Origin of the sequence: Promicromonospora sp. Marseille-Q5078, assembly GCF_050315395.1 — a bacterium.
GTDB lineage: Bacteria > Actinomycetota > Actinomycetes > Actinomycetales > Cellulomonadaceae > Isoptericola.
Genome location: NZ_JBNPQG010000001.1, coordinates 895871 through 921448, shown reverse-complemented (window position 1 = coordinate 921448; position 25578 = coordinate 895871). Strand labels below are relative to the sequence as shown.

The 25578-nt window shown below is 73.7% G+C and carries 18 protein-coding genes; 7 read left to right on the top strand and 11 right to left on the bottom strand.

Going from position 1 to position 25578, the window contains the following annotated elements; translation table 11 throughout:
• The first annotated feature begins 3 nt into the window (after positions 1-3).
• The 3 genes from ACQFYA_RS04255 (at position 4) to ACQFYA_RS04245 (ending at position 2542) form a co-directional block, all read left to right on the top strand.
• Positions 4-1002, top strand: coding sequence for a carbohydrate ABC transporter permease (locus ACQFYA_RS04255; RefSeq protein ID WP_499121781.1), 999 nt, complete (start codon positions 4-6; stop codon positions 1000-1002).
• A 2-nt stretch (positions 1003-1004) separates the two neighbouring features.
• The gene (locus tag ACQFYA_RS04250; protein ID WP_499121780.1) at positions 1005-1877 is read left to right on the top strand and encodes a carbohydrate ABC transporter permease; all 873 of its coding nucleotides are present in this window, start codon (positions 1005-1007) and stop codon (positions 1875-1877) included.
• Between the two features lie 173 nt (positions 1878-2050).
• Positions 2051-2542 (top strand): ATP-binding protein, encoded by a 492-nt coding sequence (locus ACQFYA_RS04245; RefSeq protein ID WP_499121779.1) that lies wholly within the window; start codon positions 2051-2053, stop codon positions 2540-2542.
• Here ACQFYA_RS04245 and ACQFYA_RS04240 read toward each other — a convergent pair.
• The 5 genes from ACQFYA_RS04240 to ACQFYA_RS04220 form a co-directional block, all read right to left on the bottom strand.
• On the bottom strand, positions 2527-3951 hold the full coding sequence (locus ACQFYA_RS04240; protein WP_499121778.1) for a rhamnulokinase: 1425 nt from the start codon (positions 3949-3951) through the stop codon (positions 2527-2529). The two genes, ACQFYA_RS04245 and ACQFYA_RS04240, sit on opposite strands and share 16 nt — an antisense overlap.
• The gene (locus ACQFYA_RS04235; RefSeq protein WP_499121777.1) at positions 3948-6002 is read right to left on the bottom strand and encodes a bifunctional aldolase/short-chain dehydrogenase; all 2055 of its coding nucleotides are present in this window, start codon (positions 6000-6002) and stop codon (positions 3948-3950) included. The genes ACQFYA_RS04240 and ACQFYA_RS04235 overlap by 4 nt, the downstream gene beginning before the upstream one ends.
• 62 nt (positions 6003-6064) lie before the next feature.
• Entirely contained in the window at positions 6065-6961 is an 897-nt protein-coding gene (locus tag ACQFYA_RS04230) for an alpha/beta hydrolase (RefSeq protein WP_499121776.1), read from the bottom strand.
• A gap of 2 nt (positions 6962-6963) precedes the next feature.
• Positions 6964-8145, bottom strand: coding sequence for an L-rhamnose isomerase (gene rhaI, locus ACQFYA_RS04225; protein ID WP_499121775.1), 1182 nt, complete (start codon positions 8143-8145; stop codon positions 6964-6966).
• A 249-nt stretch (positions 8146-8394) separates the two neighbouring features.
• Positions 8395-8769: an L-rhamnose mutarotase gene (locus ACQFYA_RS04220; protein ID WP_499121774.1), complete on the bottom strand. Its 375-nt coding sequence runs from the start codon at positions 8767-8769 to the stop codon at positions 8395-8397.
• Between the two features lie 89 nt (positions 8770-8858).
• Here ACQFYA_RS04220 and ACQFYA_RS04215 point away from each other — a divergent pair, with 89 nt between their 5' ends.
• The 4 genes from ACQFYA_RS04215 to abc-f all read left to right on the top strand — a co-directional run bounded on the left by ACQFYA_RS04215 (position 8859) and on the right by abc-f (position 16370).
• A complete protein-coding gene (locus ACQFYA_RS04215; RefSeq protein ID WP_499121773.1) occupies positions 8859-9878 on the top strand; it encodes a LacI family DNA-binding transcriptional regulator in 1020 nt (339 codons plus the stop codon).
• A gap of 146 nt (positions 9879-10024) precedes the next feature.
• Positions 10025-12094 (top strand): beta-galactosidase, encoded by a 2070-nt coding sequence (locus tag ACQFYA_RS04210; protein WP_499121772.1) that lies wholly within the window; start codon positions 10025-10027, stop codon positions 12092-12094.
• Positions 12094-14511: a hypothetical protein gene (locus tag ACQFYA_RS04205; RefSeq protein WP_499121771.1), complete on the top strand. Its 2418-nt coding sequence runs from the start codon at positions 12094-12096 to the stop codon at positions 14509-14511. Before ACQFYA_RS04210 ends, ACQFYA_RS04205 begins: the two co-directional genes overlap by 1 nt.
• A 194-nt stretch (positions 14512-14705) precedes the next feature.
• Positions 14706-16370 carry a ribosomal protection-like ABC-F family protein gene (abc-f, locus tag ACQFYA_RS04200; RefSeq protein ID WP_499121770.1) on the top strand — a complete coding sequence of 555 codons (1665 nt, stop codon included), beginning with the start codon at positions 14706-14708 and terminating at the stop codon, positions 16368-16370.
• Positions 16371-16471: 101 nt separating this feature from the next.
• On the opposite strand, the gene ACQFYA_RS04195 is transcribed toward abc-f, so the two are convergent.
• The 6 genes from ACQFYA_RS04195 to ACQFYA_RS04170 form a co-directional block, all read right to left on the bottom strand.
• Positions 16472-19594, bottom strand: a complete 3123-nt coding sequence (locus ACQFYA_RS04195) for a glycoside hydrolase family 2 TIM barrel-domain containing protein (protein WP_499121769.1) — start codon at positions 19592-19594, stop codon at positions 16472-16474.
• Positions 19591-20529 (bottom strand): carbohydrate ABC transporter permease, encoded by a 939-nt coding sequence (locus ACQFYA_RS04190; protein WP_499121768.1) that lies wholly within the window; start codon positions 20527-20529, stop codon positions 19591-19593. Before ACQFYA_RS04190 ends, ACQFYA_RS04195 begins: the two co-directional genes overlap by 4 nt.
• Positions 20526-21488 carry a carbohydrate ABC transporter permease gene (locus tag ACQFYA_RS04185; RefSeq protein ID WP_499121767.1) on the bottom strand — a complete coding sequence of 321 codons (963 nt, stop codon included), beginning with the start codon at positions 21486-21488 and terminating at the stop codon, positions 20526-20528. The genes ACQFYA_RS04190 and ACQFYA_RS04185 overlap by 4 nt, the downstream gene beginning before the upstream one ends.
• Positions 21485-22822, bottom strand: a complete 1338-nt coding sequence (locus ACQFYA_RS04180) for an ABC transporter substrate-binding protein (RefSeq protein ID WP_499127433.1) — start codon at positions 22820-22822, stop codon at positions 21485-21487. The genes ACQFYA_RS04185 and ACQFYA_RS04180 overlap by 4 nt, the downstream gene beginning before the upstream one ends.
• A 204-nt stretch (positions 22823-23026) precedes the next feature.
• Complete coding sequence (locus ACQFYA_RS04175) at positions 23027-24178, bottom strand: Gfo/Idh/MocA family protein (RefSeq protein ID WP_499121766.1); 1152 nt, start codon at positions 24176-24178, stop codon at positions 23027-23029.
• A gap of 67 nt (positions 24179-24245) precedes the next feature.
• Complete coding sequence (locus tag ACQFYA_RS04170; protein WP_499121765.1) at positions 24246-25574, bottom strand: ABC transporter substrate-binding protein; 1329 nt, start codon at positions 25572-25574, stop codon at positions 24246-24248.
• Positions 25575-25578 lie beyond the last annotated feature (4 nt).

The following is a 25578-nucleotide window of genomic DNA, read 5'->3' as shown; positions in this document are numbered from 1 at the left end:
CTCATGACCGTCCTCACCCAGGAGCAGACGACCACGCAGGCCGCCGCTCCCCCGCAGGGCACGAAGGCCCCGAAGGCGCGGCAGTCGCTCGCCCGCCGCAAGGAGGGCCGTGCGTTCTACGGCTTCATCTCGCCGTGGCTCCTCGGCACCGTGCTGCTGACGCTGTTCCCGCTGATCTATGCGTTCGCGATCAGCATGACCAACTGGGACGGCATCTCCCCGTCGTTCTCGTGGGTGGGCCTGCAGAACTACAGCGACGTGCTGAGCGATCCCGACACCTGGGCGAGCCTCGGCCGCACGGGCCTGCTGGCGCTCGCCGTCGTGCCGATCACGATCGTCGGCAGCCTCCTGCTGGCGATCCTGCTGAACCAGAAGGTGCGCGGGCGTACGTGGTTCCGCGTGTTCATCTACCTGCCGGCCATCGTGCCGCCCGTCGCGGCGACCCTCACGTGGAAGCTGATCTTCGACCGCGACACGGGCGCCCTCAACGCGTTCCTCGCGACCCTCGGCGTCGACGCGGTCGACTGGTTCAACGGCGACGCCGTGTTCGGCGTGCTGATCTGCGTGATGCTGTGGGGCATCGGCGCCGGCGTGATCATCAACCTCGCCGCGCTCCAGGACGTCTCGCAGGAGCTGCTCGAGGCCGCGACGCTCGACGGCGCGAACCCGCCGCAGCGGTTCTGGCACATCACCCTGCCGGCGATCTCGCCCGTCATGCTGTTCCAGACGATCACGGTGACGATCGGCGCGCTGCAGACCTTCGTGCCCGCACTGCTGCTGTCGCCCGCCGCCGGCGCGGCCGCGATCACCGCGGTCCCCGAGGCCAACCAGATCTACATGATCGACGTCTACGCGAAGTACTTCGCGTTCTCGCAGTACGGCCCGGCGTCCGCCATGCTCTGGCTGTTCTTCCTGGCCATCCTCGTCGTCACCGTGCTGACGTTCCGCATCGGCGGGCGCACGGTGTTCTACGCGGTCGATCCGTCCGAGGAGGGGCGCTGACCATGTCCGAGACCCTGACGAGCACGACCGCGGGCGCTCCCCGCGGGGTGCGCGAGAGGCTGCGCGCGCGGCCCGGCGTGTTCCTCACGCTCACGATCATCTCGATCGTCCTGCTGCTGCCCTTCCTGCTGCTGATCATCACCTCGCTCAAGTCGGCCGACCAGCTCTCGAGCGGCGACTTCGTGTGGATCCCGGTGCCCGCCGCGATCCAGAACTTCGTGAGCGCCTTCACGGAGGAGCCGTTCGCGATCTACGCGCTGAACTCGTTCTTCCTCGCGACGATCTCGGGCGTGCTCTCGACCTTCTCCTCGGCACTCGTCGGGTACGGGTTCGCCCGCCTGCGCGGCCCCGGCAAGAAGTTCATGTTCGGCGTGCTCATCTCGATGATGCTCGTCCCCGGCATCGTCACGCTGATCCCCACCTACCTGCTGTTCTCGCAGATCGGCCTCGTCGGCACCTACTGGCCGTGGGTGCTGTGGGGCCTCTCGGGGTCGCCGTTCATGATTTTCCTCTACCGCCAGTTCTTCGCAGGCCTGCCCCGCGCGCTCGAAGAGGCGGCCACGCTCGACGGGTGCTCGCGGTTCGGCACGTTCATGCGGATCTTCCTGCCGGTGTCGAAGCCCATCATCGTGACGGTGTTCGTGCTGTCGTTCACGGGCGTGTGGGGCGACTTCATCACCCCGAACCTGATGCTCAACTATGACAACACGACCCTGGCCGTCGCCCTCGCGTCGGGCTACGTCAACGACCAGGGCTTCCCGCTCAACAACCTCATCGCGGCCGCGTCGATCCTCTACGTCGTGCCGATGATCATCGTGTTCCTCTTCGCGCAGCGCAGCTACGTGGCGGGCTTCTCGACCGCGGGCATCAAGTAGCCGCGACGGCGAGAGACGGGCCCGTGGCCCACCCCCGCGCACCGGGCCCGGACCGGCGCGCGGGGGTGGGCCACGGGCAGTAGGGTCGACGACGGACCCGGCCGCCGGAGCGGCCCTCGCGGAGTGATCCACCCCCGTGGCACAGGAGACGGCATGGTTCAGGACGGACGTCGGTGACCCCGGTGGAGGCGTCGCCTCCCGGTCGGCTCGACGTCGTCGGGACCTGGACCCTGCGCAGCGTCGACCAGCTCGCGGACGTCCGCGCCGAGCTCGAGTCGCGGCTCCCCTGCGCGTGCCCCGCGGCACGCGGCGGCCCGACGGACGCCGCCGGCGGGCTGTCCGGCCGGCAGCGGATGGTGCTCGTCGCGAGCGAGCTGGTGGCGAACGCCCTGGAGCACGCCCGGCCCCCGGTCACCGCCCGGCTGCTGTGCGACGGCGACGTGGCCGTGCTCGACGTCGTGGACCACAGCCCCGAGGCGCCGCCGGTCGTCCCGCTCGGCCGCGAGCCCGGCGAGGGCGGGCACGGCCTCCGCCTCGCCCAGGCCGTCGCCGACAGCGTCGGCTGGTACCGCACGGGCCACGGCGAGAAGCACGTGTGGGCCCGGTTCGGCACCCCCGCGCCGGCAGGCGGCGCGACGGCGGGCGAGGCCTACCGGGGCGCGTAGCGCTCGGGCGTGAACGCGGCGGCGACGAGGGCGCGCAGCTCCTCCAGGCCGCCGTCCACGAGCCCGCAGGCGCGGGCCTGCACCAGCAGGTTCCCGATCGCGGTCGCCTCGACCGGGCCGGCCACGACCGGCAGCCCGGAGCGGTCCGCCGTCGCCTGGCACAGCAGCGTGTTCTGCGCGCCGCCGCCCACCACGTGGATGGTCGAGACGGTGCGGCCGGCGAGGCGCGCCGCCGTGGTGACGGCGTCCGCGAACGCCTGCGCGAGGCTCTCCACGATGCTGCGCACGTACTCGCCCCGGGTGGCCGGGACGGGCTGGCCGTGCTCGCGGCACCAGTCGGCGATCCGGCCCGGGATGTCGCCCGGCGGCAGGAACCGCGGGTCGTCGACGTCGAACACGGCGACCGGCGCGGTGACGCGCGCCGCCTCGGCGAGCAGCTCCTGCAGGGTGCTCGACCGCTGCGCCGCCGTCGACTCGCGCTCCCACGTGCGGATCGACTCGGACAGCAGCCACAGCCCCATCACGTTGTGCAGGAACCGGGTGCGGCCGTCGACGCCGCCCTCGTTGGTGAAGCCCGCCACGCGGGCGTCCTCGGTGAGCACCGGGTGGTCGAGCTCGAGCCCCACCAGCCCCCAGGTGCCGCACGAGACGTAGGCGACGTCGCGGTCGGTGGCGGGGACGGCGACGACGGCGGAGGCCGTGTCGTGCGAGCCGACGGCCGTCACCTCGAGCGCCCGGCCGACCAGCCGCGCGACGTCCGGCGAGAGCGTCCCGAGCGACGTGCCCGGGTCGACGATGCGCGGCAGGGCGCCCGCCGGGACACCGACCAGGCCGGCGAGCTCCGTGTCCCACTCCCCCGTGCGCGCGTCGAGCAGCCCGGTCGTGGAGGCGTTGGTGCGCTCCGCGACCTCGGCCCCGGTGAGCCAGTGCGCCAGCAGGTCGGGCACCAGCAGCACCCGGTCGGCGAGGCCGAGCAGCGGGCCCTCCGTGGCGAGCTGGAACACGGTGTTGAACGGCAGGTGCTGCAGGCCGTTGCGCCGGTAGAGCTCGGCGGCGTCGACCTGCGCGTGCACCCGCTCCACCCCGGCGGCGGTGCGGTCGTCGCGGTAGTGGTACGGCACGCCGAGCAGCCGGCCGTCGCGCAGAAGGCCGTAGTCCACCGCCCACGAGTCGATCCCGACGCCCAGGATCTCCCCGGGGGCCTCGCGCTCGGCCGCGGCGAGGCCGTCGAGCACCTGCCGGTACAGCTCCAGGAGGTTCCAGTGCAGCCCGTCCGGCGTGCGCACCGGGTCGTTCGGGAACCTCGCGACGTGCTGCAGCCGCAGTCCCTCGGGAGAGAAGTGCCCGAGGATCACCCGGCCGCTGGTGGCGCCCAGGTCGACGGCGGCGAGCGTCCCCGCCCGGCTCATCGCAGGAACGCCTGCGCCACGCCGGCGTCGACGGGCACGTGCAGGCCGGTGGTGTGCGAGAAGTCGGACGTGCACAGCGCGTAGACCGCGTTGGCGACGTGCTCGGGCAGCACCTCGCGCTTGAGCAGCGTGCGCTGGGCATAGAACTTGCCCAGGTCCTGCTCCTCGATGCCGTACGTCTTGGCGCGGTTGGCGCCCCACCCGGAGGCGAAGATGCCGGACCCGCGCACGACGCCGTCGGGGTTGATGCCGTTGACCTTGATGCCGTGCTCGCCGAGCTCGGCGGCCAGCAGCCGCACCTGGTGCGCCTGGTCGGCCTTGGTGGCCGAGTACGCGATGTTGTTGGGGCCGGCGAACACGGAGTTCTTCGACGAGATGTAGACGATGTCGCCGCCGAGCTTCTGGTCCACGAGGATGCGCGCGGCGTTCTTGGCCACGAGGAACGAACCCTTGGCCATGACGTCGTGCTGCAGGTCCCAGTCCGCCTCGGTGGTGTCGAAGAGCGACTTGGACAGCGACAGGCCGGCGTTGTTCACGACGATGTCCACGCCGCCGAAGGCGAGGACGGCCTCCGCCAGGGCGGCCTGCACCGCGGCCTCGTCCGCCACGTTCGCGGCGAGCCCGACGGCGACGTCGGTCGAGCCGAGCTCGGCCGCGGCGGCCCGGGCCTTCTCCAGGTCCAGGTCCGCGACGACGACGCACGCGCCCTCGGCCGCGAGCCGGGTGGCGATGGCCTTGCCGATGCCCGACGCGGCGCCCGTGACGAAGGCGACCCGGGTGGCGAGCGGCTTCGGCCTCGGCTTGCGCTGGAGCTTGGCCTCCTCGAGCGCCCAGTACTCGATCCGGAACTTCTCGGACTCGTCGATCGGGGCGTAGGTGGACAGGGCCTCGGCGCCGCGCATCACGTTGACGGCGTTGACGTAGAACTCCCCTGCCACGCGCGCGGTCTGCTTGTCCGCGCCGTAGGAGAACATGCCGACGCCGGGCACGAGGACGATCGCCGGGTCCGCACCGCGCATGGCGGGCGGCTCCTCGCCGCGGGCTCGGGCCTCGGCGGCGCCGCGCTCGTAGTACGCGGTGTAGTCGGCGCGGTACGCCTCGTGCAGCGCGGGCAGCCGATCGACGATCTCCTCCACCGTCGCGGTGGCCGGCAGGTCCACGACCAGCGGCTTCACCTTGGTGCGCAGGAAGTGGTCGGGGCAGCTGGTGCCGAGCCCGGCGAGGCGCGGGTGCTCGGCGCTCGCCAGGAAGTCGAGCACGACGTCGGCGTCGGCGAAGTGACCCACCTGCGGCCGGTCGTGCGACGCGACGGCGCGCAGGTGCGGGGCGAGCGCGGCGGCCTTGGCGCGGCGCTCCGCCTCGGGCAGGGCGCCGTAGCCCTCGAGCGCGGGGCCGAAGGGCTCCGGCGCGCCGTGCTCCTCGATGTGCGCGGCGGCCGTGGCGATGATCCACAGGGAGTTCGCCTCGGCCTCCTCGGCGGTGTCGCCCCACGCGGTGATGCCGTGCCCGCCGAGCACCGTGCCGATCGCGTCAGGGTGCGCGGCCTTGATCTCCGCGATGTCGAGGCCGAGCTGGAAGCCGGGGCGGCGCCACGGCACCCACACGACCTTGCCGCCGAAGATCTCGGCGGTGAGGGCCGGGCCGTCGGCGGCGGTCGCGATCGCGATGCCGGCGTCCGGGTGCAGGTGGTCCACGTGCGCGGCGTCGACCAGGCCGTGCATGGCCGTGTCGATGCTCGGCGCGGCGCCGCCCTTGCCGTGCAGGCAGTAGTCGAACGCGGCGACCATCTCGTCCTCGCGCTCCACGCCCGGGTACACGTCGACGAGCGCGCGCAGCCGGTCGAGGCGCAGGACGGCGAGGCCCTTCTCGGTGAGGGTGCCGAGGTCGCCGCCGGAGCCCTTGACCCACAGGAGCTCGACGTCCTGCCCGGTGACCGGGTCACGCTCGGTCCCCTTGGCGGACGTGTTGCCGCCGGCGTAGTTGGTGTTCTTCGGGTCGGCGCCCAAGCGGTTCGAACGCGCGACGAGGGAAGCGACGGTCTGGTTCGTCATCGGTGCTCCGGAGATCGGTCCGTCGGCCGACGGACGTGAGGGATGTGCGTGCGAGAGGGTGGTCAGCGCGTCGGCTCGTGCGTGGTGCCGACGAGGGCGTCGGTGGTGAGCCAGGCGGCCATGCGCGCGATGCTGCGCGCGCAGCCGGGGTCGTCGGGCTGGTTGAGATGACCGTGCCGGGTGCCGTCCTCGCGCACCAGCAGCACGTCGACGCCCGCCGAGGCCAGCTCGGCGGCATAGGCCTCGCCGGAGGAGCGCAGGCCGTCGTGGTCGGAGGTGAGCACGAACGTGGGCGCCAGGCCGCGCAGCTCGTCGGGGTCGCCGCCGGGGAACGCGTAGGGCGACGCCGTGCCGTCGGTGTGGCCCAGGTAGTTGTCGTTCATCGCCGTGACGAGCGCGGGCGGGAAGCTGCCGCCCGGGATCGCGGCGACCTTGGCGGCGAGCTCGGCCGAGTGCGGCGGCAGCGCGTAGTGCGCCACCGGGTAGGCCAGCACGACGCTGCGCACCGGCGTCCCCGCGTCACGCAGTCGCAGCGACGCTCCCGCGGCCAGGTTGCCCCCGGCGCTGGCGCCGCCGATCGACCACCGGCCGGGCTCCACGCCCAGGCCCGCCCCGCGGGCCCAGTCGAACGCGAACGCGACCTCCTGCGACGGCACGGGGAAGCGGACGCCGTCGGGGTGCTCCGCCGCGCCCGGGTCGGCCGCCACGGCGGCCCGGTCGATCTCCGGGACCAGCCGGTAGTCGACGCTGACGACGGCCACGCCGGACGCGGCGACGTGCCGCGCGACGCCGTCGCCCTCGTGCATGTCGAGGTCGCCGTGCATGAAGCCGCCGCCGTGCGCCCACACGAGGCCCGCCGTCGGCGTCGTGGCGGGCAGGTAGACGCGCACCCGCAGGTCGCCGTGCGGGCCGTCGAGAACCCGGTCCGCGACCGTCACGGTGTCGGTGGTCGTCGTCATGGTCAGGCGCCCCAGCCGGCCTGCTGGCCGCCCACCCGCTCGGCCGCGATCCGGGCCAGGTAGCCCGAGGCCGCGAACGCCGCCATCGGGTCGGCGTCCAGGCCCTGCTCGGTGCGCAGGTCGGCGAGGAGGCCGCGCACGTCGGTGTTGTAGGCGTCCATGAGCACGCCGTTCGCGGTGAGCACGTCGCCCGACCGCTGCGCCGCGTCGAGCGCCTCGGCGTCGACGAGCAGCGCCTTGGCCGTGGCCTCCTGGACGTTCATCACGGAGCGGATCTGGCCGGGGATCTTCTCCTCGATGTTGTGGCACTGGTCGAGCATGAAGTTCACCCCCGACTCCGGGCGCAGCGCGTCCGCCTGCACGATCTCGTGCATGATCCGGAACAGCTGGAACGGGTCCGCGGCGCCGGCCATGAGGTCGTCGTCGGCGTAGAACCGCGAGTTGAAGTCGAACGCGCCGAGCCGGCCCTGGCGCAGCAGCTGCGCCACGATGAACTCGATGTTGGTGCCGGGCGCGTGGTGGCCGGTGTCGAGGACGACGTTCGCCTTCTCCCCCAGCGCGAGGCAGTGCAGCAGCGACGTGCCCCAGTCCGGGACGTCGGTGTGGTAGAACGCCGGCTCGAAGAACTTGTACTCGAGCACCATCCGGTGGTCGTCGTCGAGCTCCGCGTAGATCTCGGCCAGCGACTCGGCGAGCCGGTCCTGGCGGGCGCGGATCGAGTCCTGGCCGGGGTAGTTGGTGCCGTCCGGCAGCCAGACCTTCAGCTCCTTGGACCCCGTGGCGCGCATGACGTCGATGCACTGCACGTGGTGGGCGACCGCCTTGCGGCGCACGGCCGGGTCGGAGTGCGTGAGCGACCCGAGCTTGTAGTCGTCGTCCTGGAACAGGTTCGAGTTGATCATCCCGATGGTCACGCCGTGCTCCTTGGCGTGCCGGGCCAGGTCGGCGAAGTCGTCGACCAGGTCCCACGGGACGTGCAGGGACACCCGCGGCGCGATGCCGGTGTAGGCGTGCACCTGCGCGGCGTCCGCGATCTTCTCGTAGGGGTCGCGCGGGGTCCCGGGGGTACCGAAGACCTTGAAACGCGTGCCCGAGTTGCCGAACGCCCACGAGGGCAGCTCGATGGTCTGCTCGCCGAGGGCCTTGCGCAGCCGTGCGTCGAGCACGGGCGTCGTCGCCGTCATGTCTCCTCCTCGTCCGCGCTCCCTCGCGCGATGCTGGTGCGGCCGCCGCGCGACCGCTTTGAATCGTTTCATAGCGTAGGGGCGCGGGAGGGTGGCGTCAACCGTCCACCCATGCCTGGACACCGCGGTCGAGCTGTCAGGTCCAGGAGCATGAAGATGCGCGCGTGGCCCTGACAACTCGCGGGGACCCGGAGCTGTCAGGACCAGGAGCATGAATACGCGCGCGTGGCCCTGACAGGTCGCGGGAGGTCAGTCGGCGCGGCGGGCGGCGTCGAGCTGCGACTCGAGATGGAAGACCTCCTCGAGCTGGACGAACTCCTCGTCGGGCCGCCCCTCGGCGGGCTCGAAGAAGTCCTTCATCTCCGCCTGCCAGCGCTCGTTCACCTCGCGGGCGGCCATGTCGCGCTGCGCGCGCTCGTAGTCGTCGGTGCGCAGGATCCCGACCAGCAGGCCGTCGGGGGCGAGGAAGAGTCGGTAGTCGTGCCAGCCGGTGTCGGCGAGCGCCTCGAGCATCTCGGGCCAGACGGCGGCGTGCGCCGCCTTGTACTCCTCGAGCCGGTCGCGCCGTACGCGGGACACGAAGCAGACGTGCGTCGTTGCGCCGTCGTCGATGAAACGGTTCATACGATGAACCTAGCAACACGGAACGACGCCCAGGTACCTCTACGCTGGAGCCCAGGCGTGACGACGCGCCCGAACCCGAGGAGCAGCACATGACGACGACCGCCCCCCGCCGCCGCGCGTCGATCAGCGACGTCGCGCGCCTGGCCCAGGTGTCGGTCGGCACCGTGTCGAACGTCCTCAACCGGCCCGACCGGGTCTCCCCCACCACGCGCGAGCGCGTCCTCGCGGCGATCGACGACCTCGCGTTCGTGCCCAACGGCTCCGCCCGCCAGCTGCGCGCGGGCACGATCACCACGGCGGGCGCCATCGTGCTCGACGTCTCCAACCCCTTCTTCACCGACGTGGCCCGCGGCATCGAGGACCGCCTGGAGGAGGCGGACTACACGCTGATGCTCGCCAGCTCCGACGAGAACCCCGAGCGGGAGGCGCGCTACCTGCGCCTGTTCGAGGAGCACGGCGTGCAGGGCGTCATGGTGGTCCCGTCGACCCCCGACCTCGAGCACCTGGAGGCGCTCCGCGCCCGCGGGCTGCGCGTGGTGCTGCTCGACCGCCCCTCGCCCGTGGACACGCTCTCGTCCGTGGCCGTCGACGACCGCGCGGGCGCCGCGGCGGCCGCGCGCCACCTCGTCGAGCTGGGGCACGAGCGCATCGCCTTCCTCAATGGCCCGCACACCATCCGGCAGTGCGCCGACCGCAGCGCCGGCCTGCACGAGGCGCTCGTCGAGCTCGGGCTCGACCCGGGCGAGGCGCTCGTCGAGATCACGATCGCCACCCTGAACGCCGACGGCGGCCAGGCGGGCACGGAGCAGGTGCTCGACCTCGCCGAGCGGCCGACGGCCACGATGTGCGTCAACGACCTCACCGCCCTCGGGGCGCTGCGCACGCTGCGCGCGGCGGGGGTGCCCGTGCCGTCGGGCATGGCGGTCGTCGGGTACGACGACGTGGCCTTCGCCGGCGAGCTGGCCACCCCGCTCACCTCGGTGCGCCAGCCCACCCACCAGCTCGGCCACCGCGCGGCCGACCTGCTCCTCGACCCGGACGACGCCGTCGAGCAGGTGACGTTCCAGCCGGAGCTGGTGGTCCGCGAGTCCACGACCGGCGTCGGCTGACCCGGTCCCCCTTCGAGAACGGGGTCTGTCGCGGCAACCGGTCGGTTGCCGCGACAGACCCCGTTCTCGAAGGGGGACCGGGCGTCTCGTCGGGGCCGCGTGGCAAGCGCTTCCCCGTTACATCGATTCAATGGCACACTCGTGCCATGCGACGACGCACGACACCGGAGTCCGGACCGACCCCCCGCCCCTGGAACGCCGACCTCGTCGGCCTCGGCTTCGGGGGCGACTACAACCCCGAGCAGTGGCCGCAGGACGTGCGCCTCGAGGACCTCGAGCTCATGCGCGAGGCCGGCGTCAACGTGCTGAGCGTGGCGATCTTCTCGTGGGCCACGATCGAGCCCCGCGAAGGCGAGCTCGACTGGGGCTGGCTCGACGAGACCCTGGACCGCCTGCACTCCGCCGGCATCCGGGTCGCGCTGGCCACCGCCACCGCGTCGCCGCCGCCGTGGCTGACCCGCGCGCACCCCGAGATCCTGCCGCGCCTGGCCGACGGCACCGTGCTGCACCAGGGCGGCCGCCAGTCGTACGCCGTCACGCACCCCGTGCACCGCGACTACGCGCTGCGCATGACCACCCGCATCGCCGAGCGCTACCGCGACCACCCGGCGCTCGCCGTCTGGCACGTGGACAACGAGATCGGCTGCCACGTGCCGCGCGACCACTCGGACGCGGCGGCTGCCGCCTTCCGGGAGTGGTTGCGCGCGCGGTACGGCAGCGTCGACGCGCTCAACGAGGCGTGGGGCACGGCGTTCTGGTCGCAGCGCTACGGGTCGTTCGACGACGTGCTGCCCCCGCTGACGGCGCCCACGTTCGCCAACCCCACGCAGCAGCTCGACTTCCACCGGTACTCCTCGGACGCGCTGCTCGACTACTACCGCGACCTGCGCGACACCCTCCGCGAGATCACGCCGCACGTGCCCGTCACGACCAACCTCATGGCGACCGCGCACTGCACGGGCATGGACTACTTCTCGTGGGGCCCCGAGCTGGACGTCGTCGCGAACGACCACTACACGATGTCCGCCGACCCCGAGCGGCACGTCGACCTCGCGTTCTCGGCGGACCTCACGCGAGGGGTCGCGGGCGGCGCCCCGTGGGTCCTCATGGAGCACTCGACGTCGGCCGTGAACTGGCAGCCCCGCAACACCCCCAAGGCGCCCGGCGAGATGCTGCGCAACTCGCTGCAGCACGTGGCCCGCGGCGCCGACGCGGTGATGTTCTTCCAGTGGCGCCAGTCCCGGGCCGGCGCCGAGAAGTACCACTCGGCGATGGTGCCGCACGCCGGCCGGGACTCCGACCTGTGGCGCGACGTCGTGACCCTCGGCCGCGCCCTGCGCGCGCTCGGCGAGGTGCGCGGTTCGCGGGTGCGCTCGCGCGCGGCCGTGGTGATGGACTGGCCGTCGTGGTGGGGCTCCGAGCTCGACTCCCACCCCTCGCAGGACCTGCGCTACATGGACCAGGTGCAGGCCTGGTACCGGGCCCTGTGGCGGCTCGGCGTCACGACCGACCTCGTGCCGCCCGGCGCCGACCTCGACGGCTACGACCTCGTCGTCCTGCCCACCACGTACGTCGTCACCGACGCCGACGCCGCGAACGTCGCGGCCGCCGCCGAGCGGGGCGCGACCGTCGTGGTCACCTACTTCTCCGGCATCGTCGACGAGCACGACCACGTGCGCCTCGGCGGCTACCCCGGCGCGTTCCGGGACCTGCTGGGCGTGCGCACCGAGGAGTTCCACCCGCTGCAGGAGGGCGGGTCGGTGCGCGTGGCCGGCAAGGCGGTGGGCGGCGAGGCCGTGGCCGACCTGTGGACCGAGAAGACGCGCGCGGCGGACGCCACCGAGGTGGTCGCGTCGTACGACGACGGCGACCTCGCGGGGTGGCCCGCGATCACCCGGCGCGAGGTCGGGTGCGGGCGCGCGTGGTACGTCGCGACGCGGCTCGACGACGCGGGCCTCGGTGCGCTGGCCGAGCTCCTGGTGGCCGAGGCGGGCGTGGCGCCGGAGGTCGCCGCGCCGGCCGGGGTGGAGGTCGTGCGGCGGTGGTCGGAGGACGGCGCGACGTCGTGGCTGTTCGCGATCAACCACACCGCCGCCGACGCGACGCTCGGCGGCGCGAGCGCTCCGGTCACGGGCACCGAGCTGCTCACCGGGGACGCCGTCGACGGCACCCTCGCCGTGCCCGCGGGCTCCGTCCGCGTGGTGCGGGTCGGCTGATGCCGGACCGCCCGCTCCCCACCGGTCCGGTGGGGCCGTACGCGTTCGTGTTCTGGAACGACGACCTGGACGACGCCACGGTGCTCGCGCAGCTCGGCGAGATCGCCGGGGCCGGGTTCGTCGGGGTGACGCTCAGCGCGCGGGTCGGGCTGGGCCGCCGCGTCGGGTACCTGACGCCGGAGTACCTGCGGCTGGTGCGCGTCGCGGTGGACGAGTGCGCCCGGCGGGGGCTGGCGGTCATGCTCTACGACGAGGCGTCGTACCCGTCCGGGTCCGCGAACGGCGCCGTCGCGGCGCGCGACCCGGCGTTCGCCGCGCGCTGCCTGGTGCCCGTGACGCGGTCCGTCGACGTCGGGAGCGCGGACGGGCCCGACGACGCCGGGTACTGGCGCCCCGCGCTGGGCCGGGACCTGGACGCGCGCCTGCTCGCCGTCGTCGCGCGCCGCCAGGACGACGGGGACGACGACGAGGACGGGACGAGCGTGCTGCTCCCGGTCCGCGCGCCCGGCCTGGTGCGGCTCGACCTGCCGCCGGGCTCGTGGCACGTGACCGCGGTGTTCGACGCGGCGAGCGGCGGCACGATCCGCGGCGCGCACGCGGAGCAGGACGACGGCTCCGCGCTGGCGCCCGCCGCGGCGGACCTGCTCAACCCGGACGCCGTCGCCACGTTCCTCGCGCTGACCCACGACGCGTACGCCGGGGCGCTCGGCGCGCACCTGGGCAGCACGGTCGTCGCGATGTTCACCGACGAGCCGTTCCTGCTGGGCCGCGGGCACCGCCCGCTCGCCCGCCCGTACACGCCGGGGCTGGAGGCGGAGGTCGCGGCCGGGCTCGGCGTCGAGGTCGCCGAGGTGCTGCGCCGGCTGCCCGAGCTCTGGGACGGCGAGGGCGGCACGCGCGCGGGCGGCACCGACCCGGACGCCACCGGGTTCGTCCGCGCCTACGACGACGCCGTCCGGGCGCGGCTGCACCGCGTCTACTACGACGCGCAGGCGGCCTGGTGCGCCGCGCACGGCATCGCGCTCACGGGCCACCCGGCCGAGCCCGACGACCTGGCCACGGCGGCGCGTCTGCACTGGCCCGGCCAGGACACGGTGTGGCGGTGGGTGCTCCCGGCGAACGCCGACGACGCGGGCGGCGGAAGCGGCCTCGACGGGCCGGAGTCGACCGCGCCCAAGGTGGCCGCGAGCGCCGCCCGGCTGCGCGGGGCGCCCGCGGTCACCGAGGTGCTGGGCGCGTACGGGTGGCGGCTCGGCCTGGACGAGGCGCGGTGGCTGCTCGACTGGTACCTGAGCCGCGGCGTGACGACGCCGGTGCTGCACGCCTTCTTCGCCTCCGTGCGCGGGGGCCGGGCGTTCGAGAGCGAGCCCGACCTGGGCCGCTGGAACTCGTGGTGGCCGCACCTGCCGCCGTTCGTCGCGTACGTCCGGCGGGTCGCCGAGCTGCTCGCCGCGACGCCGCCGGTCTGGCCGGTCGGCGTCCTCAGCAGGCCCGACGCCGCGCCGTCGGGCCCGGTGGTCCGCGCGCTGCTGGAGGCGCAGGTCGACTTCGGCTACGTGGACCGCGCCGACGCCGGCCGGGCCGCGGACGCCGGGTTCCCCGCGCTCCTGGACCCGGACGACGGCGTCCCGGACGTGGCGCTGCTCAAGGAGGACCTGCGGGCGCGGGGCCTGCCCGTGGTGGACGCCGCTCCCCCGGCCCCTGACCTGCGCGCGGTGGGGCTCGCCGACCGGGCCGGCTACGTCTTCTTCCACGAGGGCGAGGAGGCGATCCGCACCGCGCTGCGGCTGCCGCCGCTGCCCGACGACGCCTGCTGGTGGGACCCGTTCACCGACGCCCGCCACCCGGTGCGGCGCGACCACGACGGCCGCGTGCTGCTCGAGCTGGACCGGCGCCGGACGCTCGCCCTCGTCCCGGCCGCCGGGGCGGACGTGCGGCCCGCGGCGCCGACGTCGGGCCGGCGCGTCGAGGTCACGGGCTGGCGCGGCACGGTCGAGCGGGTCGTCGGAGACCTGGCGTCGATCCAGGACGCCGGCCCGGTCGCCGGCCACGACGGGCCGCGGCCGGTGGTCCCGCCCGTGCTCGGCCTGGGCGACTGGACCCGCGAGCCCGTGCTGCGGCGGTTCTCCGGCTCGGTGCGCTACGCGGCCGAGGTGGACGTGCCGGACGGCGCGGGCGCCGCGCGCCTGGACCTCGGCGTCGTCGGCGACGCGGCGACGGTGAGCGTGGACGGCGCCGTCGTCGGGCACTCCCTGGCGGCCCCGCACGTGGTGGAGGTCCCCGCGGGGGTGCTCCGGCCAGGACGGCACGCCCTCGAGGTGCTGGTGAGCAACAGCGCCGCGAACTACTACGAGGGCGACCGCCGCCCGTCGGGGCTGATCGGGCCGGTGACCCTGGTGATCAGTACCGCTGGTTGAGCCTGTCGACACCGGCGAACGGTGGAAAACGCCGTGCACCCCGCGCCCCGCGTGCGTAGGGTGCACGGCGATGGGAACCCTGTGAGCACCCCCGCGCCGACGCGTCGAGCAGCTCCGACAGCACCGCTCCGCGTCGGCGTCCGCGCGCCCGCCGCCCTCCACGGTCGTCGACGACGACAGAAGGAGTCCCGCCCATGGACCCGTCACAGCTCACCCTCACCGACATCACCCTGCGCTACGCCGACCGCGTGGTGCTCGACCGCCTCTCCCTGACCGTCTCCCCCGGCGAGCGCGTCGGCGTCGTCGGCGACAACGGCTCCGGCAAGAGCACCCTGCTCGCCGTCGTCGCCGGCGCGCTGGAGCCGCAGAACGGCACCCGGTCCGTGCGCGCGCCGGGCGGCACCGGCTACCTCCCGCAGACGCTCGAGCTGCCGGGCGCGAGCACGGTCGCCGACGCGATCGACCGCGTGCTGGCGGACGTGCGCGCCCTCGAGGCGCAGATCTCCGCGCTCGAGAGCACGCTCGGCACCCTGCGCGGGGACGCCCTGGACGACGCGATGCGGCGGTACGACGCCCTCACAACGCGCTTCGAGGCCCGCGACGGGCGCGGCGCGGACCACCGGGTCGACGTGGCGCTGCACCGGCTCGGGCTGCCCGGCCTGGACCGCGGGCGCCCGCTCGGCACGCTCTCCGGCGGGGAGCGGTCGCGGCTCGCCCTGGCGGCGACGCTCGCCGCCGACCCGGAGCTGCTGCTGCTCGACGAACCCACCAACGACCTCGACGACGACGCCCTCGACTGGCTCACCGAGCGGCTGCGGGCGCACGACGGCACCGTCGTCGCCGTCACGCACGACCGGGCCTTCCTGGCGGACCTCACGACCACGCTCGTAGAGGTCGAGGACGGGCGGGCGCGGCGGTACGGCACCGGGTGGGCGGGCTACCTCGCCGCCAAGGAGGCCGAGCGCGAGCAGATCCGGCTCGCGTGGGAGCGGTGGCGCGCGGACCTCGGCCGCCAGCAGCGCATCGCGGAGCGGAACGTCGAGGCGATGGAGCAGATCCCGCGCAAGGTCCCCATCGCGTCGTTCGGCTCGGGGGCGTTCCGGCTGCGGTCCCGCGCCCACGGCGCCACGGGCCGCATCCGCAACGCGAAGGAGCGGGTGCGGCGCCTGACGGAAGATCCAGCGGCGCGGCCCGCCGACCGGGCGGAGTTCCGGACCGACGTCGGCACCGCGCGGGACGACGGCGGCGCGAGCGGCGGCCCCGTCATCGACCTCGCCGACGTCGTGGTGCACGGACGCCTCGCCGTCCCGCGGCTGCGGGTGAAGGCGGGCGAGCACGTGCTGGTCACGGGCGCGAACGGCGCGGGCAAGAGCACGCTGCTGGGGGTGATCGCGGGCGAGGTGGCGACCGACGCCGGCACGGCGCGCAGTACGGGCGTCGTCGCACACCTGCGGCAGACGGTCGCGTTCGCCTCGGACGACGGCCGCACGGTGCTGCACGCGTTCGCGGCCGGGCGGCCCGGCGACCTGGACGAGAGCGCAGAGGCGCTGCTCGCGACCGGCCTCTTCCGTCCCGAGGACCTGCCCCGCCCGATCCGGGAGCTCTCCCAGGGGCAGCGCTCGCGCCTCGAGCTCGCGCGGGTGGTCACCTCCGCCACGGACCTGCTGCTGGTCGACGAGCCGACCAACCACCTCGCGCCCGCGCTGGTCGAGGAGCTGGAGCGCGCCTTCGCGGCGTTCGAGGGCACGCTCGTGCTCGTCTCGCACGACCGGACGATGCGCGAGCGGTTCCGCGGCCGGCGGCTCGTGCTCGACGGCGGCGCGATCGTCGCGGACACCGCGACCCGCTCGCCGGGATAGAGAGGCGTCTCGCCGAGATAGAGAGGGGGCGGACCGCACGTGGTGCGGTCCGCCCCCTCTCTATCTCGGCGAGACGCCTCTCTATCCCGGCGCCGAACGCCTCAGAGCGCCCGCCAGCGCAGCTCCAGGGTGCGGGCCTGCGGCCGGAGCATCGCCGTGGGCCACACGTCCGGCCCGCAGGCACGGGAGCCCAGGCCGTGCTGGGCGGCGTCGACGTACAGGTGGTGCTGGGTCGGCGCCGGCAGCTCGTACGGGTGCGCGGCCCGCGCGACCTCGTGCGCGGAGTGCCGGGCGAGCGTGAACCCGGGCCGCCGGCCCTGCGCGTCGGCGGCCGCCGTCACCTGCAGCCACGGCCGCCCGCCACGCTCGAGCACGAGCTCGCGCACCTCGGAGCGGTGCCCCGACTCCTGCGGCCGCGCGTACGGCACGGACAGGTCGTCGATCCCCGCGCGGTGGCGCCCCACGAACGCCGCCGAGCGCACGTCCGGGTACGAGTCGTGCGGCCCGAGGCCGAGCCAGCCGGCGCCGTCCACGTCCGTCGGCAGCGCGACGTGCAGCCCGAGGCGCGGCCACACGTCGTCCCACGCGTCGTTCGGCGCGACGACGACGCGCAGCACCGCCTCGACCACGCCGTCGTCGGCGCGCTCGGCCGTCCAGGTCTCCTCGACGTCGAGCGTCCTGCGGCTCTGGGCCGCCGAGACCGTCCGCCGCACCCGCAGCCGCTCGGGCGACTCCTCGACCTCGACGGTGCGGTGCACCAGGCGGTCCAGGCCCTGCCGGCGCCAGCGCTCCGCGACCGGCGGCGCGGGCGTGCCGCGCCACGGCAGGGTGGCCGGGTCCGTGGCGTCGTAGCTGCTCATCGCGGCGCCCTCGTCGTTGTCCGTGGGCGCGCGCCACAGCTCGACGCGCGGACCGGACACCTCCGCCCCCGCGAGCCCGACGAGCTCCGGCCCCCGGAACACGACCGGGGCGTCCGCGAGCGCCACGGCGCGCGGGCGCCGGGCCCGCGCGGCGGCGGGCGCCGCGAGCGGCCACTGGTCGCGCGCGACGACGTGCCCGGCGTCGGCCCACGCCGCGGCCTCGCGCAGCGACAGCTCGACGGTGAGGAAGACCTCGGCGCCCGGAGCTGCCGCCGGGAGCGACGCCTCGTCGAGCAGCGTGACGACGACCCGCTCCCCCGCGGCGACCGGCTGCCCGTCCCCTCGTCCTGAGCCCGTCGAAGGGTCCCCCTCGACGGCGGCCTTGCCCTCGGCCACGACCTCGCCGTCGTGCTCCACGCGCCAGCGCAGCTCGAGGTCGGCCGTGTCCGCGGTGTGCCGGCGGTTCCAGATCTCGACCGCACCGGGGGCACCGCCCCGGGCGGTCGGAACGGGTCGCACGACGACCGGCCGCTCGACGTGCGCGAACTCCGTCAGGCCCGGGCTGGGGGTGTCGTCGGACAGCACCATGCCGTCCATGACGAAGTTGCCGTCGTGCACGACCTCGCCGAAGTCGCCGCCGTAGGCGAAGAACTCGACGCCGTCGGACGTGGTGGTGCGCAGGCCGTGGTCGCGCCACTCCCAGACGAACCCGCCGTGCAGCCGCGGGCGGGTGTCGACGAGCTCGCGGTACTGGTCGAGCGCGCCCGGGCCGTTGCCCATCGCGTGCGCGTACTCGCACAGCAGGAACGGCTTGGACCGCTGCCGGGCCGAGTCCGCCACGGAGCAGCCAAGCACGGGCGAGAGGTCGTCGTCGCTGCCGATGGACGCCGTCTCGGGCACCGTGGAGTACATCCGCGAGTAGACGTCGGTGTACTCGCCCTCGTAGTCGCCCTCGTAGTGCACGGGCCGGGACGGGTCGCGGTGGTGCACCCACTCGGCCATCGCGGCGAGGTTGCTGCCCGTGCCGGACTCGTTGCCGAGCGACCAGAGCACGACGCTGGGGTGGTTCTTGTCGCGCTCCACCGTGCGCCGCACGCGGTCGAGGTAGGCGTCGCGCCAGCGCGGGTCGTCGCTGGGGTTGTCGACCCAGCCGCCGGCCTCGAAGCCGTGCGTCTCGAGGTCGGTCTCGAGGATGACCCACAGGCCGAGCTCGTCGGCGAGGTCGAGCACGCGCGGGTGCGGCGGGTAGTGGCTGGTGCGGATCGCGTTGACGTTGTGCTGCTTCATCTGCGCGAGGTCGCGGCGGGCGTGCTCCTCGTCGAAGACGCGCCCGCGGTCGGGGTGGGTCTCGTGGCGGTTCATGCCCGAGAAGGTGATCCGCCGCCCGTTGACGAGCAGCCGGTCGCCGACGATCTCCACCCGCCGGAAGCCGACGCGCAGCGTGACCGTCTCCCCCGTCGAGGCGACGGTCGCCTCGTAGCGGCGCGGCACCTCGGCCGACCACGGCTCGACCGCGCCCACCGCGACGGGCGCGACGTCCTCGGGCGTGGCCCACGCGACGTCGACCCCGAGCTCGGGCACGCGCAGCCGCACCGGGAACGCCGCGGCGTCCGCCCGCACCTCCGGCACGAGGGTGCCCTCGCCCGTCGCGGGGTCCGGTCCCGGTTCGAGGTCGGCGTCGAGCCACACGTCGTCGAGCGCGCCCACGGGCCGGTGCAGCAGGGTGACGTCGCGGAAGATGCCGGGCAGCCACCACTGGTCCTGGTCCTCGAGGTAGCTCGCGGCCGACCACTGCACCACGCGCACCGCGACCGTGTTGGCGCCAGGGCGCACCGCGTCGGTGACGTCGTACTCGTGCGCGAGCCGGCTGCCCGACGCCGAGCCGATCTCCTCGCCGTTCACCCACACGGTGAAGAAGGACTCCACGCCGTCGAACCGCAGCAGCACACGGCCGCCCTCGGTCCAGGCGGCGGGGACGTCCACGTCGCGGCGGTAGTCGCCGGTCGGGTTCTCGTCCGGCACGTGCGGCGGGTCCACGGGGAACGGGAACTGGACGTTCGTGTAGATCGGCCGCCCGTGCGCGCCGTCGCCCTCGAGCACCCAGTGCGCCGGCACGGGGATCTCGCCCCAGCCCGCGCCGGGCGACGCGGCGTAGCCGGGCCGGGCGAAGTCGGCGACGCCCTCGCCGTCGGGCAGCGCGCCGTGCGCCCCGGGGGCGCCGGGCACGCCCGGCAGGAGGCGGAAGCCCCACGTGCCGTCGAGCGGGAGGCGGGGGGCGTCGCTGTCCAGGGCGGACCGGGCCGGGTCGACCCGGCCGGTCGCGGGGGCGGTGGACTCGTGCGGCAGGGGGGAGAGCAGGGTCATGCCTTGACAGCACCTTCCGTCAGTCCGCCGCGCCAGAACCGTTGCAGCACGATCATGGCGACGGCGAGCGGGATGACCGAGAGCAGCACGCCCCCGGTGGTGAGCTCGTAGAACTCGGGGAGCCGGTCGGTCTGGGCGCGCCAGTTGTTGAGCCCCAGGGTGATCGGGTACAGCTCCTGGTCGCTCAGCATCACGAGCGGCAGGAAGTAGTTGTTCCAGATGCCCACGATCTGGAAGAGCAGCACGGTGACGAGCGCGGGCGTCATGATCCGCAGGCCGATGGTGTGGAAGATGCGCAGCTCCCCCGCCCCGTCGATGCGGGCCGCCTCCACCAGCGAGTTGTCCACGGTGGAGTCGGCGTAGATGCGGCACAGGAAGAAGCCGAACGGCGACACCAGCGACGGGATGAGCACGCTCCAGTAGGTGTTCGCGAGGCCCATCTGGCTGAACAGCAGGAACAGCGGCAGCGCCGTCGCGGTGCCGGGCACCAGCACGCCGCCGAGCACGAGCCCGAAGATGAGGTTGCGCCCGCGGAACGCGTACTTGGCGAGCGCGTACCCGCCGGCCGCCGCCAGGTAGGTGGCGATGACGGCGCCCAGCCCCGCGTACAGCACCGAGTTGCCGAGCCACCGCCAGAAGATGCCGCCGCCGTAGGAGAACACCGCGGCGATGTTGTCGAAGAGCGCGAACGAGTTGCCGAACCAGAAACCGTTGGTGCCGAAGAGGTCGTCCGTCGTCTTCGTGGCCGCGATGACCACCCAGTACACGGGGACGAGGAAGTAGACGGCGACGACGACGAGGATGGCGGTGACGAGGATTCGCGTGGCGGGCCTGCCCCCGCTCCCCTTGGCCGGCGCGACGTCCGTCGTGGCCCGCTGCGTGTCGGCACCTGCCGGCAGGGCCGTGCCTGTTCCTGTCGAGACGGCGGCGGTCATCGCGAGCTCCTGTTCGTCAGCCGGAGGAAGAGGAACGACAGCGCGAACGCGACGAGTGCGATCAGCACGGACTGGGCTGCCGCGAGGTTGTAGTCGTTGTAGGCGAAGGCCGTCGTGTAGGCGGACAGGTTGGGCGTGTACTGCGAGTCGATCGCCGGCGAGACGGTCTGCAGCAGCTGCGGCTCGGCGAAGAGCTGCAGCGTGCCGATGATCGAGAACACCGTGGTCAGCACCAGCGCGGGCCGGATGAGCGGCAGCTGGATCGACATCGCGGTGCGCCAGGGGCCGGCGCCGTCGACGCGCGCCGCCTCGTACAGCTCGGTCGGGATCGCCTTGAGCTGGGCCACGATGATGAGCATGTTGTAGCCCGCGTACGTCCAGGTGACGATGTTCGCGATCGACCAGAGCACCGTGCCCGCCCCGAGGAAGTCGGGCGTGTACCCGAACAGCTTCTCCGAGACGTCGATGATCGGGCTCAGCCCGGGCACGTAGAGGAACGACCAGAGGATCGTCGCGATGACGCCGGGGATGCCGTACGGCAGGAAGTAGGTGGCGCGGAAGAAGCCCGGCCAGCGGGACGACGCGGACTCCAGGAGCAGCGCCAGCACCGTCGCGGCGATGATCATCACCGGCACCTGCACGACGCCGAACAGGAGCATGCGCCAGATCGACGCGACGAAGTTCCCGTCCTCGAGCACCAGCCGGTAGTTCTCGAACCACGCGAAGCTGCTGGTCACGCCCTCCTCGCCGAAGAGCCCGGCGCGCGTGACCGTCGTGAAGCTCTGCCCGACAGCCACGCAGATCGGCAGCACGAACGTCAGCAGGAACAGCACGAGGAACGGGGAGACGAGGATCCACGGGGCGCGGTTCACCACCGTGCGGCGGCTCGGCGAGCGGCCGGTCGTGGCACGCCGGGCGGACCCGGGGGTGGTCGTGGTCTGGGCGGTCTGCGTGCTCATCGGTCGTCCGCCTTCCGGATCGTCAGGCCCTTCTGCCGGAACACCTCGATGGTCCGCGCCTCCGCGGCGACGACGGCGTCCACGAGCGTGCCGCCCGTGGCCTTGCGCCGGAACCCGTCGCCGAGGATGTTGAACGTCTGCTGCGTGATGGGCCACCACTGCCAGTCGGGGTTCTGGTCGCGGCTGGCCGGCTGGAACACCTCGGTGTTGTACCGCTGGCCGCCGAAGAACTCGCTCGGCTTCTCGCGCGCGGCCCCGATGTAGTCGCGGGCCGGGGACCAGCCGATGCCCGAGTGCTCGATCATCGCGTCGATGCCCTCCGGGCTGGTGTTCATCCAGACGGCGAACTCCATGGCCTCCTTCGGGTGCTTGCTGTTCGCGAGCACCGCCGAGGTCGAACCGCCGATGAACGACGAGCCGTACCCGTGGTCCCAGCGCGGGGCGGGCGCGACCCGCCACTTGCCCTCGGCCCCGCTCACCCCCTCGAGGAGGGCGTCGCCCCAGCTGGCCTGCACGAGGGAGGCGATCTTGTCGTCCGCCGCGGCGGCGAACCACGCCGGGGAGAACGCGTTGGCCGAGGTGGTCACGAGGTCGTCGTCGATCGCCTGGTCGAAGAACCGCGCGACCTCGAGCGTCGTCTCGCTCGCCATGTCGATGACCCAGCCGTCGTCGGCGCTGCGCAGCCACGTCGCGCCCGCCTGCATCGCGTGGCCGGCGAAGATCGAGGCGTCGTCGAGCGCGAACATGTCGATGTAGGCGCCGAGCTCACGGAACGCGGGCGCCACCTCGGCCCACTGGGCCCACGTGGTCGGGACGTCCGCGCCGACCTGCTCGTACAGGTCGGGCCGGTAGTACATGCCCACGGGCCCCGAGTCCTGCGGGATGCCGTAGACGCCGCCCGCGAAGCTCACCTGGCTCCACAGGGTCGGGTCGAACTTGTCGGCGTGCTCGGAGACGCCGTACCGCTCCAGATCGACCAGCCCGTTGACGAGCATGAACTCCGGCACGGTGCGCATCTCCACCTGCGCCAGGTCCGGCCCGCCGCCGGCCGCGAGCGCGGAGTACAGCTTCTGGTACCCGCCGCCGTTGCCTCCCGGGATCCAGGACACCTGGACCTGGACGTCGGGATGCTGCGCGTTCCAGACGTCCGCGACCTTCTGCAGGTCCTTGAGCCACGCCCAGTAGGTGAGCGTGACCTTCTCCCCGGCGGCCGCCGGCACCACCGGCTGGGTGTTGACCGACGTCGTGCCGGGCGTCGCGCACCCGCCGAGCATCGTCGCCGCTCCGCCGGCGAGCCCCCAGCCGAGGAGCTCCCGTCTCGTGACCTCTCGCATCCGTCCCCACTTCGTCGTGACGTCGGCCGGGGCACGTGCCCCGGGCTCGCGTGTGAGCGTGGTCACGTTAACAGCGTCGACGGCCGGCGGGTGAACGCATCCCGGGGCGTGTCAGACGCGCGGCCCGAAACTGTTGTGGGCGTGCGAAGGGGGACTATCCGGAGTCGAATAGTCCCCCTTCGCACGCCCACAGCACGGATCGCGTCAGGCGAGCACGTCCTTGACCGGCGGCCACGGCGTGCCGGTGCCCGCCATGGACGCGTGGAACGGGTCGCCGGCGACGATCTCCCCCGCCCGGACGGTGACGTCGGTGAACGCCGACCGGTAGATCGCCGCGGCGAGCTCGAGCGTGGCGCGGGTGTCCGCGACCGTGACGGGCGGGGTCCGCCCCTCGGCCAGGGCCTGGTAGGTGGGCACGAGCTGCGCCAGGTGGCCGCTCGCTCCCCCGTCCACGGACCCTGCCGACGATGCCGACGACGCCGCGTCGGCGGCCCACGCCTCGGCGACGTCCTCGCGCCCCTCGACCGGGGTGACGGTCCAGCTGGAGTCGTCGTACCCGTACAGGTGCTCCAGCTCGACGGTCGCGGCCTCGGTGTCGAAGCGCAGGCGCGACGTCTGGCGCGGGGAGATGGCGGAGTTCGTGATCGTCGCCATCGTGCCACCCGCGAACCGCACGAGCGCCGTCGAGACGTCCTCCGTGTCCGTGTGCCGCGCGAGGCGCCCGGCCATCGCCCGCACCTCGGTCCACGGGCCGAGCACGGCCAGCAGCAGGTCGAACTGGTGGATGCCGTGGCCCATGGTGGTGCCGCCGCCCTCGGTGTCGAAGCGGCCCCGCCACGGCACATCGAAGTACTCCGGGGTGCGGAACCACAGCGTGTCGCACTGCGCGACGTACGCGCGGCCCAGCGTGCCGTCGTCGAGGAACCGGCGCAGCCGCTGGATCCCCGCGCCGAACCGGTGCTGCACGACCTGCGTGAACCGGCCCGGCAGCCCGGCGTCGACCGCCTGCCGCTCGGCGTCGGCGAGCGCGTCCGCCTCCGCCAGCGACAGCACGGCCGGCTTCTCCACCACCACGTGCGCCCCCGCCCGCAGCGCCGCCACGGCCGCGTCCAGGTGCACCGACGGCGGCGTGCAGACGTGCACGACGTCCACCTCGCCGGCGTCGAGCAGCGCCTGCAGGTCGGTGCCGTGGTGCGGCACGTCGTGCTCGGCGGCGAACGCGGCCGCGCGGTCGGCGTCGAGGTCGACGACGTGCGTCAGCTCGACGCCCGCCGGGCCGCCGTGGGCCGCCAGGGCCCGGATCGCCTGGGCGTGGGCGCCGGCGATCGCGCCGGCGCCCAGGATGGTGACCTTCATGGGTTCCTCTCTGCCGAGGTCGTTCGGATCTCGTCGAGGTCGTTCGGATCTCGCGGGGGTGGTGCGGTCAGGAGAGCTGCGAGTCCGCCATCGTGAACCACTGGTCGACGAACTCGTCGACCGTGATGTTGCCGTACGCGAGCTCCTCGCCGAGGCGCTTGAACTCGGCCTCGAGCGCCCCGAAGCCCTCGACCGGGATGGGCGCCGGCTCGGTGATGTCGTCCGCGTGGTCCTCCTCGTACTGCACCACCCGCTCGTCCACCGAGCCGGGCTCGAGCTCCATGGCGTCGCGCTGCGCCTGCGTGACGGGCACGCCCTTCGAGGTGCCGAAGATCCGGCCCACCTCGGGCTCGTTCACGAAGAAGTCGAGCAGCGCGGCCACCGCGGCGGGGTGCTCGGTGTGCGCCGAGCCCGCCATCTGGAACGTGCGGGCGAACATGTGCTTCTCGCCGTCGGACCCGGACGGCGAGGGCAGCATCGTGATGTCGTCCTGGCCGGACCCGGCGGCGTAGCCGGCGAGGAAGTTGTCCCAGCTCATCTCGAGCGCCTGCTCGTTGACGGTGAACCCGCCCTCCGGCGCGAGCTGCTGCGCGCGCTTCACGGGGAAGTAGGCGCCGGCCTCGCGCAGCGCGTCGCCCGAGTGCAGCCACTCGGCCATGTCGTCCCGGGTGAAGCCGAGGGTGCCGTCGTCGGTGAACGGCGTGACGCCCTCCTGCACCAGGTGCTGCAGGAACGCCCAGAACACGCCGGTGTAGTCGTTGGCGCCGTACAGCGCCGGGTCCTTGCCGGCGCCGGCCTCGCTCGCCTTCGCCGTCCAGGCCGCCAGGTCGTCCCAGGTGAAGTCCTCCGACGGCGGCTCCAGGCCCAGCTTCTCCACGACGGACGGGTTGTAGAACGTGGCCCAGGTGTTCGTGGCGGTCGGCACCGCGTAGACGGCGTCGTCGATCGCGCCCGAGTCGATGAGCTCCGGCGCGACGTCGGACGTGTCGATCGCGGCGTCGTCCTGGTCGCCCAGGTAGGGCGTGACGTCGAGCAGCTGCCCGGTGCCCGCGTACTCGCGCAGGTAGGAGGAGTCGAACTGCATGACGTCGGGCAGGGAGCTGCCCGCCGCCTCGGTGGCGCGCGCCGTCCAGTAGTCGTCGAACGCGACGAACGAGCTCTGGACGGTGATGTTCGGGTGCTGCTCCTCGAAGAGGTCGAGGGCCTCCTCGTAGCGCGCGGCGCGGTCGTCGTCACCCCACCAGGCGACGGTCAGGGTGACCTGCTCGTCCGGGTCGAGCGTCTCGGCGACGCCCGACGGGGTGTCGCCGCCGGAGCAGGACGACGCGAGCAGCGCGACGGCGGCCGCGGGCGCCGCGACGGCGGCGAGCCGGCGACGGCGGGTGGTGATCTTCATGGTG